The organism is Streptomyces sp. NPDC029956 (assembly GCF_055574655.1).
Map to the genome: position 1 here is coordinate 12,687 of NZ_JBVHZJ010000011.1, position 15,384 is coordinate 28,070.

General features: G+C 72.8%; 13 protein-coding genes. 8 read left to right on the plus strand and 5 right to left on the minus strand.

What is annotated here, in order from left to right; all coding sequences use genetic code 11:
* The first annotated feature begins 45 nt into the window (after positions 1–45).
* Together glgB and ACZ4XX_RS11300 are read left to right on the plus strand one after the other, a co-directional pair.
* A complete protein-coding gene (gene glgB, locus ACZ4XX_RS11295; protein ID WP_468507691.1) occupies positions 46–2,328 on the plus strand; it encodes a 1,4-alpha-glucan branching enzyme in 2,283 nt (760 codons plus the stop codon).
* A gap of 162 nt (positions 2,329–2,490) precedes the next feature.
* On the plus strand, positions 2,491–3,513 hold the full coding sequence (locus tag ACZ4XX_RS11300; RefSeq protein WP_468507692.1) for a ScbA/BarX family gamma-butyrolactone biosynthesis protein: 1,023 nt from the start codon (positions 2,491–2,493) through the stop codon (positions 3,511–3,513).
* On the opposite strand, the gene ACZ4XX_RS11305 is transcribed toward ACZ4XX_RS11300, so the two are convergent.
* From ACZ4XX_RS11305 to ACZ4XX_RS11320, 4 genes are all read right to left on the minus strand, one after another.
* Positions 3,488–5,731, minus strand: a complete 2,244-nt coding sequence (locus ACZ4XX_RS11305; protein WP_468507693.1) for a HelD family protein — start codon at positions 5,729–5,731, stop codon at positions 3,488–3,490. The two genes, ACZ4XX_RS11300 and ACZ4XX_RS11305, sit on opposite strands and share 26 nt — an antisense overlap.
* A 156-nt stretch (positions 5,732–5,887) precedes the next feature.
* On the minus strand, positions 5,888–6,226 hold the full coding sequence (locus tag ACZ4XX_RS11310; protein ID WP_468507694.1) for a thioredoxin family protein: 339 nt from the start codon (positions 6,224–6,226) through the stop codon (positions 5,888–5,890).
* Positions 6,223–6,657 (minus strand): MerR family transcriptional regulator, encoded by a 435-nt coding sequence (locus ACZ4XX_RS11315; RefSeq protein ID WP_468507695.1) that lies wholly within the window; start codon positions 6,655–6,657, stop codon positions 6,223–6,225. Before ACZ4XX_RS11315 ends, ACZ4XX_RS11310 begins: the two co-directional genes overlap by 4 nt.
* A gap of 42 nt (positions 6,658–6,699) precedes the next feature.
* Positions 6,700–7,224 (minus strand): Lrp/AsnC family transcriptional regulator, encoded by a 525-nt coding sequence (locus ACZ4XX_RS11320; RefSeq protein WP_468507696.1) that lies wholly within the window; start codon positions 7,222–7,224, stop codon positions 6,700–6,702.
* A 77-nt stretch (positions 7,225–7,301) separates the two neighbouring features.
* Here ACZ4XX_RS11320 and ACZ4XX_RS11325 point away from each other — a divergent pair, with 77 nt between their 5' ends.
* Both ACZ4XX_RS11325 and ACZ4XX_RS11330 read left to right on the plus strand, forming a co-directional pair.
* Positions 7,302–8,225, plus strand: coding sequence for an NAD-dependent epimerase/dehydratase family protein (locus ACZ4XX_RS11325; RefSeq protein ID WP_468507697.1), 924 nt, complete (start codon positions 7,302–7,304; stop codon positions 8,223–8,225).
* A gap of 11 nt (positions 8,226–8,236) precedes the next feature.
* On the plus strand, positions 8,237–9,106 hold the full coding sequence (locus ACZ4XX_RS11330) for an aldo/keto reductase (protein WP_468507806.1): 870 nt from the start codon (positions 8,237–8,239) through the stop codon (positions 9,104–9,106).
* Between the two features lie 411 nt (positions 9,107–9,517).
* On the opposite strand, the gene ACZ4XX_RS11335 is transcribed toward ACZ4XX_RS11330, so the two are convergent.
* Positions 9,518–10,933: a cation:dicarboxylate symporter family transporter gene (locus ACZ4XX_RS11335; RefSeq protein WP_468507698.1), complete on the minus strand. Its 1,416-nt coding sequence runs from the start codon at positions 10,931–10,933 to the stop codon at positions 9,518–9,520.
* 169 nt (positions 10,934–11,102) lie between these two features.
* Here ACZ4XX_RS11335 and ACZ4XX_RS11340 point away from each other — a divergent pair, with 169 nt between their 5' ends.
* The 4 genes from ACZ4XX_RS11340 (at position 11,103) to ACZ4XX_RS11355 (ending at position 15,291) form a co-directional block, all read left to right on the plus strand.
* Positions 11,103–12,989, plus strand: coding sequence for a sensor histidine kinase (locus tag ACZ4XX_RS11340; RefSeq protein ID WP_468507699.1), 1,887 nt, complete (start codon positions 11,103–11,105; stop codon positions 12,987–12,989).
* The gene (locus tag ACZ4XX_RS11345; protein ID WP_468507700.1) at positions 12,986–13,681 is read left to right on the plus strand and encodes a response regulator; all 696 of its coding nucleotides are present in this window, start codon (positions 12,986–12,988) and stop codon (positions 13,679–13,681) included. Before ACZ4XX_RS11340 ends, ACZ4XX_RS11345 begins: the two co-directional genes overlap by 4 nt.
* 178 nt (positions 13,682–13,859) lie before the next feature.
* Positions 13,860–14,471: a helix-turn-helix domain-containing protein gene (locus ACZ4XX_RS11350; protein ID WP_468507807.1), complete on the plus strand. Its 612-nt coding sequence runs from the start codon at positions 13,860–13,862 to the stop codon at positions 14,469–14,471.
* 79 nt (positions 14,472–14,550) lie between these two features.
* Positions 14,551–15,291: a tyrosine-protein phosphatase gene (locus ACZ4XX_RS11355; protein WP_468507701.1), complete on the plus strand. Its 741-nt coding sequence runs from the start codon at positions 14,551–14,553 to the stop codon at positions 15,289–15,291.
* Positions 15,292–15,384 lie beyond the last annotated feature (93 nt).

Below are 15,384 nucleotides of genomic sequence, written 5' to 3' on the forward strand. Positions count from 1 at the left end.
ACCGTTGCGCAGTCATACCCCCCGTACCCCCCAGGAGGCATCCCGGTGACCGCCCGCCCCGCAGGCAAGTCGGCCCGCAGCAGCACCAAGAACGGCAAGACAGCCACCAAGCCCCCCGCCCCCCGGCAGGCCCCGCCGCTCGATCCCGGTGACCGGGCGCGCCTGCTCGCCGGGGAGCATCACGACCCGCACGGCGTGCTCGGCGCGCATCCGGTGCGCGGCGGCGTGGTGGTCCGGGTGCTGCGCCCGTGGGCGAAGGAGGTCACCGTCCTGGCCAAGGGCAGGCGGATCCCGCTCCGGAGCGAGGGCGACGGGATCTTCTCGGGGCTCCTGCCCCTGCTCCGCAAGGTCCCCGCGTACGAGCTGCGCGTCCGGTACGACGACGGCCCCGACGCCGACGAGCTCGCCGTCCACGACCCGTACCGTTTCCTGCCCTCCCTCGGCGATCTCGATCTGCATCTGATCGGCGAGGGCCGGCACGAGGAGCTGTGGACGGCCCTCGGTTCCCACACCATGACCCACGACGGAGTCGCCGGCACCCGTTTCGCGGTCTGGGCGCCGAACGCCCGCGGTGTCCGCGTCACCGGCGACTTCACGCACTGGGACGGCACGGGGCTGCCGATGCGCTCCCTGGGTTCGACGGGCGTCTGGGAGCTGTTCGTGCCGGGGGTCGGAGAGGGCGCGCTCTACAAGTACGACATCACGCGGCCCGACGGGACGCACACGGTCCGCGCGGACCCGATGGCCCGCCGCACCGAGTGCCCGCCGAACACCGCGTCGATCGTCACCGCCTCGCACTACAGCTGGGACGACGCCGAGTGGATGGCGCGACGCGGCGCGCGTGCGCCCCACGAGGCGCCGATCTCCGTCTACGAGGTGCATCTGCCGTCGTGGCGGCCCGGGTCGACCTATCGACAGCTGGCCGAGCAGCTGCCCGCGTACGTCCGCGATCTCGGCTTCACGCACGTGGAGCTGATGCCGGTCACCGAGCACCCCTTCGGTGGCTCGTGGGGCTACCAGGTCACGGGCTTCTACGCGCCGACGGCCCGTATGGGCACTCCCGACGACTTCCGGTTCCTGGTGGACGCGCTGCACCGGGCGGGCATCGGGGTCCTGATGGACTGGGTGCCGGCGCACTTCCCGAAGGACGACTGGGCGCTGGCGGAGTTCGACGGGCGGCCGCTGTACGAGCACGAGGACCCGCGCCGTTCGCACCATCCGGACTGGGGCACGCTGGAGTTCGACTACGGGCGCAAGGAGGTGCGGAACTTCCTGGTGGCGAACGCCGTGTACTGGTGCCAGGAGTTCCACATCGACGGTCTGCGGGTGGACGCGGTGGCGTCGATGCTCTACCTGGACTACTCGCGGGAGCACGGCGAGTGGCTCCCGAACGAGCACGGCGGCCGGGAGAACCTGGACGCGGTGGCCTTCCTCCAGGAGATGAACGCGACGGTGTACCGGCGCTGCCCGGGGATCGTGACCTTCGCGGAGGAGTCGACGGCCTGGGACGGTGTGACGCGGGCGACGGACCAGGTGGGGCCGGGCGGCTTCGGCGGTCTGGGCTTCGGCATGAAGTGGAACATGGGCTGGATGCACGACTCGCTGGAGTACGTGCAGAAGGAGCCTGTGCACCGCAAGTACCACCACCACGAGATGACGTTCTCGATGGTGTACGCGTACAGCGAGAACTACATCCTGCCGATCTCCCACGACGAGGTGGTGCACGGCAAGCGGTCGCTGGTGTCGAAGATGCCGGGCGACTGGTGGCAGCAGCGCGCCAACCACCGGGCCTATCTGGGCTTCATGTGGGCGCACCCGGGCAAGCAACTGCTGTACATGGGGCAGGAGTTCGCGCAGGGCGCCGAGTGGTCGGCGGATCACGGACCGGACTGGTGGCTGCTCGACCCGGCGTACGGGGCGGAGCCGGACCACCGGGGCGTGCGGGATCTCGTCCGGGACCTGAACACGGTGTACCAGGCGACGCCTTCGCTCTGGGAGCGGGACACCGCGCCGGAGGGCTTCCAGTGGGTGGTCGGGGACGCGGCCGAGGACAACGTCTTCGCGTTCCTGCGCTTCGACGCCTTCGGCTCGCCGCTGCTCGCGGTCTCGAACTTCTCGCCGGTCGTCCGGCACGACTACCGGCTCGGGGTGCCGGACGCGGTGGTGGCCTGGTCGGAGGTGCTGAACACCGACGACGGCCGGTACGGCGGCGGGGACGTGGTGGGGCGGGATCCGGTGAAGGCGGAATCGGTTCCGCATCACGGCCGTTCGGCCAGCATCCGGATGACGCTGCCGCCGCTCGCGACGGTCTGGCTGCGTCCGGCCTGAGCCGCGACGGGGTCGCGTCGGGGTCGCGTCGGACAGGAAAGGTCGCCACCTGTCCGATAATTGACGGCCATTCAGTTGATGGTTCACACGTTCGGACAACTCATCCGTTGTTCGGATATCTTCGCTCTCCGGATCAGGCCGACAGGTCCAGAGGGGCGGGGAATGATGCAGGACACCGTCGCGCGGCGTCTGTCGCCGGAGCTCTGCCATCGCGTGCGCAGCGAGGACACCTTCCCCGTCGAGTGGCGACCGCTCGACGGGAGGGACCGCTTCGGTGTCCGGGCCACCTGGCCCACCGACCACCCGTTCTTCACCCCGGTGCGCCGGGGTGAAGAACGGTGTCACGACCCGCTGCTGGTCGTCGAGACGTTGCGGCAGGCAGCGATGGCCCTCCTGCACTCGGCCCACGGGCTTCCGCTGACCCGGCACATCCTGCTGGGCGAGATCTCGCTGACCTGCGATCCGGCCGGCCTCGCCGTCGTCGGCGACGAGCCGGACATCGAGATCCGGTTCGCCGAAGCCGTGCTGCGGGGCGACCGGCTGGCCGGGATGCTGGTGGAGTGGACCGTACGGCGTGGTGCGCGCACGGTGGCGACCGGCGGCGCCCACGCCCGGTTCACCGGCGGCGCCGCCTACCGCAGACTGCGCGGCGGACACGTCGAGGCCGGGGTCGTCCACCCCGGACCGTGGACCCACCGGGCCCCGGCGCCGCTCGCCGGGCGGGCGAGACGCGAGGACGTCCTCCTCTCCCCCACCGGCCGGGAGGGGGTGTGGGAACTGGTGGTCGACACCGGTCACCCCACCCTCTTCCAGCGGCCCAACGATCACATACCGGGGATGCTCTTCCTGGAGGCCGCCCGGCAGGCCGTCTCCGCGGCCGTGTGGCCCCGCCCCTGCCTGCCGGCCGCGCTGCGGATCGGTTTCGACCGGTACGCCGAGTTCCACGGCGGCCCCTGCCTGCTCCGTGCCCGGCCCACGAGCACGGCGGGGACGGCAGTGGAGCCCACGAGCACGGAGGGCACGGCGGGGACGGAGGGCACGGAGGGCACGGAGGGCACGGCGGGGACGGAGGGCACGGCGGGGACGGCGGGGGCGGAGGGGACGGCCGACGTACCCGGGACGTTCGAGGTCACCGGGTACCAGGACGGCGCGCGGCTCTTCACCTGCGAGCTGCGGACCGGATGATCCCGAGCCGCTGGGTCGCCCGGGTCAGCGCCACGTACAGGTCGTTCGTCCCGTGCACGGCCCCGGCCACGATGCCCTCCGGGTCGACGACCAGCACGGTGTCGAACTCCAGGCCCTTCGCCTGCCGGGGGTCGAGCAGCACCACCGGCCGGGTGAGGTCGGGGGCCGTGCCGTACGCGGCCTCCGGCAGCGCGGCGACCAGCCCGGGGTGCAGCTCCGGCGGGGCGATCACGGCGATCCTGCCCTCCTCGCGCAGCTCGGTCGCCACCGCGTCGGCGGCCTCCTTCACCGGGTCGTCGACCGTCCGGTCCCAGGGCTCCACGCCGGTGGACCGTACCGAGCTCGGCGGCTCGAACTCCGGGTCGTCGGCCCGGCGCACCTCGGCCGCGACGGCCATGATCTCGGCGGGCGTGCGGTAGTTGACGCCGAGGCGCACCAGCTCCCAGCGGTCCTCCACGTACGGGTTGAGGATCCGCTCCCAGGCGCCGACGCCGGCCGGGTCGCCGGTCTGGGCGGGGTCGCCGACCAGGGTCATCGAGCGGGTGGGGCTGCGGCGCATGAGGAGTCGCCAGGCCATCGCGGAGAGCTCCTGCGCCTCGTCGACGATGATGTGCCCGAAGGCCCAGGTGCGGTCGGCGGCGGCGCGTTCGGCTGCCGTGCGGTGGTCGGCCTCCTCATGGCGTTCGGCGAAGCGCTCGGCGTCGATGATGTCGTGGGCCGAGAGGACCTCGGAGGCGTCCTTGTCGTGCTCCTCCTTGTCCTCGAACTCGTACGTGCGGGAGGCGTAGGAGACGTCGAGGACGCCCTGCGCGTACTGGATCTGCTTCTGCCGCTCGGCCTCCTCGGCGGCGCGGACCGCGGAGTCGTCCTCGCCGAGGAGTTCGGCGGCCTCGTCGAGGAGCGGTACGTCGCCGGGGGTCCAGGGCCCGTCGCCGCGCCGGATCTCCCGGGCGTCGGCCTCGTCGAGGTGGGTGGGTTCGGCCAGGTAGTCGGCGAGGAGGGCCTGTGGGGTGAGCGCGGGCCAGAGGGTGTCGATCGCCGCGTACACCTCGGGGTTCCCGGCGATGCCCTTGGCGAGGAGCGCGATGTCGTCGGGGCCGAGGAAGTTGGGGCCGCCGTAGGGGTCGGCTCCGATCCGGTCGGCGAGCTGTTCGGCGAGCGCGTCGAGGATCCGGAAGACGAAGTAGGGGCGGGCCAGGTTGTGCGGGAGGGCCGTCTCGCGAGCCTTGTGGCGGGCCTCGAGGGCCATGTCCCAGTCGATGACCAGGTCACCGTCCTCGTGCGGGACGACCAGCGGTTCGCCGCGCTCGGGGACCTGCTGGCGGTCCCGTACGGCCGCGGCGAGCGCCCCTGCCATGGCGGCGGAGCCCTTGACGGCGGCGGCACGCGGGGTGTCGGTGCCGGTGGCGCGGACGCCGGGGAACAGCTCGGCGGGGGTGGCGAGGAGGACGCCGGTCTCGCCGAGCGAGGGCAGGACGTTGCCGATGTAGCCGAGGAAGGCCGGGTTGGGACCGACGATGAGGACGGCCCTCTTCGCGAGCTGCTCGCGGTGCGCGTAGAGCAGGTAGGCGGCGCGGTGCAGGGCGACCGCCGTCTTGCCGGTGCCGGGTCCGCCCTCGACGACGAGGACCCCGCGGTGCGGGGTGCGGATGATGGCGTCCTGCTCGGCCTGGATGGTCTGCACGATGTCGTGCATCCGGCCGGTGCGGGCGGCGTCGAGCGAGGCGAGCAGCACTTCGTCGGCGTCGCGGCTCTCGTGCCCGGTACGGGTGGCGTCGCCGAGGTCGAGCACCTCGTCGTGGAGTGCCGTGACCGTCCGGCCGAGGGTGCTGATGTGCCGGCGGCGGGAGAGCCCCATCGGCTCGTAGCCGGTGGCGAGGTAGAAGGGCCGGGCGACCTCGGCGCGCCAGTCGACGACCAGCGGGGTGCGGTTCGGGTCGTCCTCGCGGATGCCGAGCCGGCCGATGTGGTGGTCGCGCCCGTCCTTGAAGACGAGCCGGCCGAAACAGAGCCCGCTCTCCCCCGCGTTGAGCGCGGCGAGCAGCCCGGACTGCTCGGCGACCATGACGTCGCGTTCGAGCCGGCCCTGGTTGCCGCCGACCCCCGGGGTACGCAGGGCCCGCTCGACGGCGGCCTCGGCCTGGTCCCTCAGATCGTCGAGTCGTGTGTACAGATCGGTGATGAATTGCTGCTCGTTCCGAAATTCCTCGGTTGACAATTCGACTCCCGGCGCGATACAGTGCGTTTATTGAACTTCCCTGCGCCCGTGCTGATTCCGGGCGCAGAATCAATCAATATACGCGATGAAATACCCCGACTGTCAATTGTAGTCGGGGTATTTCTTTATGCCCTGGCGAGGTGCCGCGGGCCCCGCCTAGGCGAGGACGTCCTCCAGGTCCTGCAGGAGGCGGCGCTTCGGGCGGGCGCCGACGATCGACTTCACGGGCTCGCCCGCCCGGAAGACCATGAGGGTCGGCGTCGCGAGGACCCCGTACCCCACCGTGGTCTCCGGATTCCGGTCGACGTCGATCTCGACGATCCGGAGCCGCTCCGCCTCCTCCGCGGCGATGGCCGCGAGCACCGGCGTCAGCTGCCGGCACGGCCCGCACCACTCCGCGGTGAACTTCACCAGGACCGGCAGCCCGGCCGCCAGCACCTCCGTACCGAAGTCCGCGTCGGTGACCTCGGCCACACCCTCCGCGTACGTCCTCATCCTTGTCGTCCCTCCGTCGTCGCAGCGTCCGTGTCCCACTCCGCACCGAGCTCGCACCGGGGTTCCGGGCCGTGCGGCAGCTCCGCCTCGGCCCGCAGCAGCTGCGCGCCCACCTCGGCGCGTACCGCCTGGAGCTGTGCGATCAGCCCGTCCAGCTCGGCGACCTTCCGCCGGTAGACGGCGATCGACGCGGGACAGGAGTCCCCCGCCGGATGCCCGGCGCGCAGGCAGTCGACGAACGGCCGTGTCTCCTCCAGCTCGAACCCGAAGTCCTGCAGGGTCCTGATCTGCTGGAGGAGGCGCAGGTCGTCCTCGTCGTACGTGCGGTAGCCGTTCTCCGTGCGCCGGGCGGCCAGCAGGCCACGGGACTCGTAGTAGCGCAGAGTCCGCGTGGTCGTTCCGGCCCGCTCGGCGAGCTCTCCGATGCGCATGTCCACGACCGTAAGCCCTGACGCCCACGTCAAGGCAAGGAGTCAGGGGCGGGCGGGCGGCAGCAGCGGTTTCCGTTCCACCGGGGACGAGAGCACGATCGACGTCGTGGTCCGGCCGAGCGCCGACGTCTGCTCCAGGACGTCCTCGAGGTGGACGGTGTCGGTGACGGCGACCTTGAGGATCCAGCAGTCCTCGCCGACCACGTGGTGGACCTCCAGGATCTCGGGGCGCGCGATCAGCTCCAGGGTCCGCGGGTGCTTCAGGGTGTAGCCGCCGTGCGGGTTCACCCGGATGAAGGCCTGGATGCCGTAGCCGAGCCGGGCCGGGGAGACATGGGCGCCGTAGCCGGTGATCGCGCCGCTCGTCTCCAGGCGGCGGACCCGCTCGGTGACGGCCGCGGGGCTGAGCCGGACGCGGCGGCCGAGTTCGCTGAGCTTGATGCGGCCGTCGCTCTGGAGGAGGTCCATGATCTGCCGGTCGACGGCGTCGAGAACGGCCGCCGAGGTTTCTTCGGCGGCCGGGCGCGAATGCCGTGGTTCCTTCGGTACGACTGCCTGGATTCCCATGTCTCCCCCTTCAGGCGGCGAACGACGAACGTAACACTTGAGGTGTGGAACAAGGGAGTTGGGACGGTGGGACGGTAATGGCGAACGTTCTGGTCATCGGTGGGAACCGGTATTTCGGAAAGCGGCTCATCGCGCGGCTCAGGGAATCCGGGCATCGGGTCGCGATCCTCAACCGGGGGTCATCGGAGGCGCCCGGGGGAATCGAGCATCTCGTCGCCGACCGCGACGACGAGGCGGCCCTGGAATCCGTTCTCGCGGGCCGTTCCTTCGACGTCGTCGTGGACCAGGTCTGCTACACCCCGCGCCAGGCGGAGATCGCCCGGCGCGTCTTCGCGGCGCGCACCCGGCGCTACGTGATGACGTCGACGGTGGAGGTGTACGAGCACGAGGACTCGTCCGCACCCGTCGCCGAGGACGCCCTCGACCTGGCCGCGGTCGCCGTCGACACGGGCGCGGCCTGGGAGGACCCGGAGTTCCGCGAGGCGCACTACGGGGAGGGGAAGCGGCAGGCCGAGGCGGTCTTCGCGGGCGCGGGCGCCGACGGCGCCGGTCCGCCGTTCGCGTGGGCGTCGGTGCGGGTGGCCCATGTGCTGGGCGGCGCCGACGACTTCACCGGCCGGCTCGACCACTACGCGCGGCGCATCCGGACGGGCGAGCCGATCGCCGTACCGGTCCCGAACCGCCCCGCCACCTATGTGTACGTCGAGGAGATCGCCGCGTTTCTCGCCTGGGCGGCGGTCGGTGCGGACTTCACCGGCCCGGTGAACGCCCATTCCCACGGGCCGCTGACCACGGCCGAGATCTGTGCCGAGATCGAGAGGCGGATCGGCGGCCGGACCGTTCTCCGCGAGGTGGAGGTCGGCGAGATCTCGCCGTTCTCGTTCGCGCGCTCGTACGGAATGGACAACTCCCGCGCGGTGGTCCTCGGTTATTCCTTCTCCCATTCCTCGACCTGGCTCGCGGACGCCGTGGCCGAGACGATCGGCGGGGTCGCGAGGTGACGCGCTTCCGGATGCTGGGCGACGTACGGGTCGGGTCCGTCGGCCTCGGCACCATGCCGCTCTCCGTCGAGGGCCGCCCGGACGAGGCGCGGGCCGTGGCCACCGTGCACGCCGCCCTCGACGCGGGCGTGACCCTGCTCGACACCGCCGACTCCTACCACCCGCCGACCGGCGCGCCCGGCGAGGGCGAACTGCTCGTGGCGCGGGCCCTCGCCTCGTACGGGGGCGGCGTGGACGGCGTCCTCGTGGCGACGAAGGGCGGGCGGGGCCGCACGGCGGACGGCGGCTGGACCGTCGACGGCCGGCCCGAACACCTGCGGCGGGCGGCGGAGGCGTCGGCGCGCCGGCTCGGCTCCGCACCGATCGGCCTCTACCAGCTGCACAAGCCGGACCCGGCCGTCCCGTACGCCGAATCCCTGGGCGCCATGAGGGAGTTGCTGGACGCGGGTACGGTCCGGCTGGCCGGGATCTCCAACGTCGACGCCGAGCAGATCCTGCTCGCCCGGGAGATCCTGGGCGACCGGCTGGTCTCGGTGCAGAACCGCTACTCACCGGCGGTCCGCACGAGCGAGGCGGAGCTGCGGCTCTGCGCGGAGCTGGGCCTGGCCTTCCTGCCGTGGAGCCCCCTGGGCGGCATCTCCCGCAGCTCCCTGGACGGCGCATCCGCCCAGGAGGAGGACCCGGAGTTCGGGGCGTTCCACCGGGTGGCGCGGGCGCGGGGGGTCAGCCCGCAGCGGGTGGCACTGGCGTGGCTGCTCTCCCGCTCGGAGTCGGTCCTGCCGATCCCGGGGGCGAGCCGGCCGGAGTCGGTACGGGACTCGGCGGCGGCGGGGGCGCTGGTGCTGACGGAGGAGGAGGTGGCGGAGCTGGACGGGGCGTGAGGCCTGGGGTGCGCCCTGGCCCAATGTCGCGGCAAAGGGCGCCCCCTCTCGGAGGCGCCCTTCCCTCGGGCCCCGGATCCGGCTCAAGGCCCGGGACCTGACTGTGGGGGGGGGTGTTCGGGATGTGGGGGGACTGCGGGGGGGGGTACTGCTGGGGGGATACGGGGGTGCTGCGGGTGCGGGGGTGCTGCGGGTGCGGGGCGCGTGCCCTGCGCGGGGATTCTTCCCCACCCGGCCCCGTCCCGAACTGGGGCCGGGAAAGGGTGGGGTGGAGGAGGGGTGGAGGCGGAGTGGGGGAAGGGCCCCACGCGCCGGCCCGGCCCCGCTCCCGCTGCCCCGCCCGGCCCCCCTGGGCCCCTCCCCGCACGGCCCGGTGTCGTCAGACGCCCGCCCCCGCACGGCCCGGTGTCGTCAGACGCCCGCCCGCGCCTTCTCCTCGCCCTCCTCCGCCCGCTGGTCCGGAACCTCGGCGGGAGCCGGCGCGTGGTCGTCCACCAGCGTCTTCTCGTCGAACGGCACCCGCCCGGCCAGCACGTCCGCCACCCGCTCCTTGTCGATCTCCTTCGTCCACGTGCCGACGAGCACCGTCGCGACCGCGTTGCCCGCGAAGTTGGTCAGCGCGCGCGCCTCGCTCATGAAGCGGTCGATGCCGACGATCAGGCCCACCCCGTCGACCAGCTCGGGCCGGTGCGACTGCAGGCCGCCCGCGAGGGTGGCGAGCCCGGCGCCGGTGACGCCCGCCGCACCCTTCGAGGCGATGATCATGAAGACGAGGAGGGAGATCTGCTCGCCGACGGAGAGCGGGTCTCCCATCGCCTCGGCGACGAAGAGCGAGGCCATCGTCAGGTAGATCGCGGTGCCGTCGAGGTTGAAGGAGTAGCCGGTCGGCACGGTGATGCCGACGACCGGCTTGCTGACGCCCAGGTGCTCCATCTTCGCGATGAGCCGCGGCAGCGCGGACTCGGACGAGGAGGTGGAGAGGATCAGCAGGAACTCGCGGCCCAGGTACTTGAGGAGGGTCCAGATGTTGAGCCCGGCGACCAGCCGGAGAAGCGCCCCGAGGACCACGAACACGAAGATCGCACAGGTCAGATAGAAGCCGATCATGATGACGGCGAGAGACTTGAGCGCGTCGACACCGGTCGCGCCGACGACGGCCGCGATCGCGCCGAACGCGCCGACCGGGGCGACCCACATGATCATGCCGAGAATGCGGAAGACGAGCCGCTGGATGTGCCCGATCCCGCGCAGAACCGGTTCGCCCGCCGCGCCCATGGCCTGGAGTGCGAACCCGGCGAGCAGCGCGACGAGGAGGGTCTGGAGGACCTCGCCCTCGGTGAAGGCGGAGACGATGGTCGTCGGGATGATCCCGAGCAGGAAGTCCGGCGTGGACTCGCTCGCGCCCTCGGCCTGCTTGGCACCGGCCTCGGCCAGCTCCTTGGTGAGGTGCAGCCCGGAGCCGGGCTCCAGGAGGTTGCCGACGACGAGGCCGATCGCGAGGGCCACGGTCGACATGACGAGGAAGTAGCCGAGGGCGAGACCGCCGACAGCGCCGACCTTCGCGGCCTTCCGGACCGATCCGACGCCGAGCACGATCGTGCAGAAGATGATCGGCGAGATCATCATCTTGATCAGATTGACGAAGCCGGTCCCCAGCGGCTTCAGCTCGACGGCGACGCCGGGCGCCAGGAACCCGACCGCGATGCCGAGTACCACGGCTCCGATCACGGCCAGATACAGATAGTGCGTACGGTCCCGTCGTGCGGCCACGGGGTCCTCCTCGTGCTGATGGGTGTCCACGTCCCGGTGGACTCCGAGAGCATCCATCAGCCTGTGACCGGGGTCACGGTTACGTACGTTTCGTTCACGACCGAACCGTGCGGACGGGGCGAACGACGCAGGTGAGGCGGGCATCGACGCAGGTGAGGAGGGCGTCGAGGGAACGATTCGGGAACGCAATGCGTCGGCGCACCGTCCCCCGTGCACACTTACCCGCATGCGTTTCCCCCTCCCCCACCCCCGCAGCCTGGCCGGCCAGCTCTTCGCGATGCAGGTCGTGCTCGTGGCCGTCGTCGTGGCCGGGTGCGCGGTCTTCGCATACGTCACGGACCGGGTGCAGGCCGAGGAGACCGCGCGGCGCCAGGCCACCTCGACCGCCGCGGCCGTCGCCGACTCCCCGTCCGTGGTCGCCGCGGCGCGGTCGGCCGACCCGACGGCGGTGCTCCAGCCGTACGCCGAGGCCCTGCGCCGCCACGCGGGCGTGGCCTTCGTGGTGATCATGGCGCCGGACGGCACGCGCTGGACCCACCCCGAGCCCGAGCAGATCGGCCGGACCTACCTCGGACACATCGAGGAGGCGGCGGCGGGCCGGACGCACTCCGAGACCCACCTGGGAGTGCTCGGTCCCTCCGTACGGACGGTGGCGCCCGTCTTCGACAGCGGCGGCCGGGTGGTGGCGCTGGTCAGCGCGGGCATCACGATCGACAAGATCAGCGAGCAGGTGCGGGAGCAGGTCACCGCGCTGCTCGGCATGGCGGGCGTGGCGCTCGCGCTCGGCGGGGCGGGGACGTACGTGATCAACGCGCGGCTGCGGCGCCACACGCACGGCATGAACGCGACGGAGCTGAGCCGCATGCACGACTACCACGAAGCGGCGCTGCACGCGGTCCGCGAGGGGCTCGTGATGCTCGACGGACGGCGGCGCATCGCGCTCATCAACGACGGGGCGCGGGAGCTGCTGGGCCTGCACGAGGGGGTCGTCGGCCGTCCGGCGGCGGAACTCGGCCTCCCCGCGACGCTGACCGGTGCCCTGCTGTCCTCGGAGCCGCGGGTCGACGAGACGCATCTGACGGCGGACCGGGTGCTGGTGGTCAACACCCGGCCGGTGGTGGGCGGGGAGCGGCGCGGCACGGTCGCCACCTTCCGGGACCGTACGGAGCTCCAGGCGCTGTCGGGCGAGCTGGACTCGGAGCGGGGGTTCACGGAGGCGCTCCGCTCGCAGGCCCACGAGGCGGCGAACCGGCTGCACACGGTCGTGTCGCTCATCGAGCTGGGCCGGGTGGCGGAGGCGGTGGAGTTCGCGACGGCGGAGCTGGAGCTGGCCCAGGCACTCACGGACCGGGTCGTGGACGCCGTCGGGGAGCCGGTGCTCGCGGCGCTGCTGCTCGGCAAGGCGGCGCAGGCGAACGAGCGGGGCGTGGAGCTGGTCCTGACGGAGGACAGCCGCATCGACGACGGCCTGGTGCCGGCGGCGCTGCCCTCCCGGGACCTGGTGACGATCCTCGGCAACCTCATCGACAACGCGGTGGAGGCGGCGGGCGGCACCCCGCACGCGCGCGTGACGGTCACGGTCGCGGCGCGCACGGGGGACGGCGAACTGCTCCTCCGGGTGGCCGACACCGGCCCCGGCGTCCGCCCGGCCGACCGCGACGCGGTCCTGGGCCGAGGCTGGACGACCCGGGGCCCTGGCCGGGGCCTGGGTCTGGCACTGGTGGGCCAGGCGGTCTCCCGCGCGGCGGGCTCGCTGGACGTGACGGACGCGGAGGGGGGCGGGGCGCGGTTCACCGTACGACTGCCGCTGCCGGCCCCGTCGCCCTCGCCCTCGCCCTCGCCCTCGCCCTCGCCCTCGCCCTCGCCCTCGCCCTCGCCCTCGCCGATACCGTCGCCGGTGCCGTCCCCGATCCCCTCGCCGATACCGTCCCCGATCCCCTCGCCGGTGCCGTCGCCGCGGGAGGCCGGACCGGAGACGGGACCGGCCCCCGCCGGCCCGGCCCCCCGGCCCGCTTCCGGCCCCGTTCAAGGGCCCGCCGCGTCCGGCACCCCGTCCCCCGGGCCGGGCGGCGGCACCCCGCCCCCCACCGACCCTTCCGAGGTGGTCTCGTGAGCGTGCCTCCCCTGCGGGTGCTCGTCGTCGAGGACGATCCCGTCGCCGCCGACGCCCATGCCCTCTACACCGGGCGCGTCGACGGATTCACCGTCGTCGGCGTCGCCCACTCCCGGGCCGCCGCCGTGCGGCTGCTCGAGAAGACACCCGTCGATCTGATCCTGCTCGACCTCTACCTGCCGGACGGCCACGGCCTCCAGCTGCTGCGCGCGCTGCGCGCCGCAGGGCACTCCGCCGACGTCATCGCCGTGACCTCCGCCCGCGACCTGGCCATCGTCCGCGAGGGCGTCTCGCTCGGCGTCGTCCAGTACGTCCTCAAGCCCTTCGCCTTCGCGACCCTGCGGGACCGGCTCGCCCGGTACGCCGAGTTCCGGGCGACCGCCGGCGAGGCCTCCGGGCAGGACGAGGTCGACCGGGCGCTCGCCACGCTCCGGGCCCCGCACCCCACCACCCTCCCCAAGGGCCTGAGCGCGCCCACCCTGGAGTCCGTGACCCGGTCCCTCCGGTCCACTCCGGCCGGGCTCACCGCCGCCGAGGCCGGTGCGGCCGTCGGGATCTCCCGGATCACCGCGCGCCGCTATCTTGAACACCTGGTGACCGAGGGGCGGGCCGTGCGCGCCCCGCAGTACGGTCAGATCGGACGGCCGGAGCTCCAGTACCGCTGGCTCGACGGCTCCGCCCGCGGTCACTGATCGTCCGCTCCCCCGCCACCCGCGGTTACCGGCCGGTTCCCATGTTCCTACGATTTCGCATGTTTGGGCGAACGCACCGTAGCCAGCCGTCACCCTCCGCACCTAGGTTGACCGGGTGCACCAACCATCCCCGCCCTTCGACGCCCTGGCCGCGCGGCGCTTCCGCGAGGGGCTCGGCATGACGCCAGGTCACGTCGCGTACGGCCTGCGCGCGCAGTACGGCCTCTTCGTCACCCCCGACGCCGTCGTCGCATGGGAACGCGGCCGGGCCCTCCCCAGCGAGCAGGAGCTCACCGCCCTCGCGGGCGTCCTGTGGTGCGCCCCCGCCGACCTCATCGCCGCCGCCTCCACGCTCCGCGAGCACCGGATGGCGCGCGGCCTCGCCCCCGAGGAGCTGGCCCGGCGGGTCGGCGTCTCGGCCCACGCGTACCAGCGCATGGAGGACGAGGGCAGCTGGCGCGGCACCGAACGCCAGACGGCCGCCCTCGCCGAGGTCCTCGGTCTCGGCCCGCGCGCCCTGATCACCGCCACCGGCGGCGACGAGCGCCTCGCGGAACTGCTGCGGGACGCCGCCACCACCCACCGCTGGCAGGCCTACGTGAAACCGGCCGTGAAGATGCTGCCGCTGCCCAAACAGACCCTGGAGTACGCCCTCCAGCGGCTGCACGCCGACTACCACGCCCGGATGGCGGCGACCAGCAGCTGGGGCGCCTCGGCCGGCACCGGCGACGAGGGCCGCGCCTATCTCGACGACATCGCCGGGCACTTCTGGGCCGCCGTCGGCGCCTAGTCCTGTCGTCACCTTCCCGTCGCCGCCCGAAGGGCGGCCGGAGCCCCGAACTCCGCTCCCCGGCGCGTACATTGGCGCCGTGAGACGACACATCCCCTTCGAGCGACTCCACAACTTCCGTGACCTGGGCGGCTATCGGACCGCCGACGGCGGGACCGTGCGGTGGGAGACCCTCTACCGTTCCGACTCCCTCGCCAAGCTCGCGGACGCCGGCCCCGCCGATCTGGAGCGCTTCCGAGCGCTCGACGTGACCACCGTGATCGACCTGCGCTACCCGTGGGAGATCGCCGCCAAGGGCCGTCTCCCGGAGACCGAGAGCGTCTCCTGGCACAACCTCTCCATCGAGCACCGCCCCTACGACCAGGCGGAGATCGACCCGGCTCTCGACCCCTGGCGCTACCTCGCCGACCGGTTCGCCGAGGTCGCCGAGGACGGTGCGGTGGAACTCCGCACGGCCCTGGAGGTCATCGCCTCCGCCGACGGCCCGCTCGTCTTCCACTGCGCGTCCGGGAAGGACCGTACGGGGCTGCTCGCCGCCGTCGTCCTCGCCCTCGTGGGCGTGCCTGACGAGGAGATCCTCGCGGACTTCGCCCTCACCGAGCTGGCCACGGAGCGGCTGATCGCCGACTGGCGGGCCTCCCACCCCGGCCGCGAGCTGCGCTGGCCGGGCTACGGCCGGGCACCCGCCGACATCATCCGGCTCTTCCTCGACGACCTGCGCGCGCGGTACGGCTCCGTGGACGCGTACGTCACCGGCCGCGTCGGGCTCGACCCGGCGGTGGTGACGGCGCTCAGGACGCGTCTCGTCGAAGCCTGCTAGGTCCTGGGGGGGGAACCCCCCCCCCGCCCTCGGGGGGGGGGGGGGAAGCAGGGAAACCCCAACCCACCACCCAGGCGCTCGGGCGTACGGGGC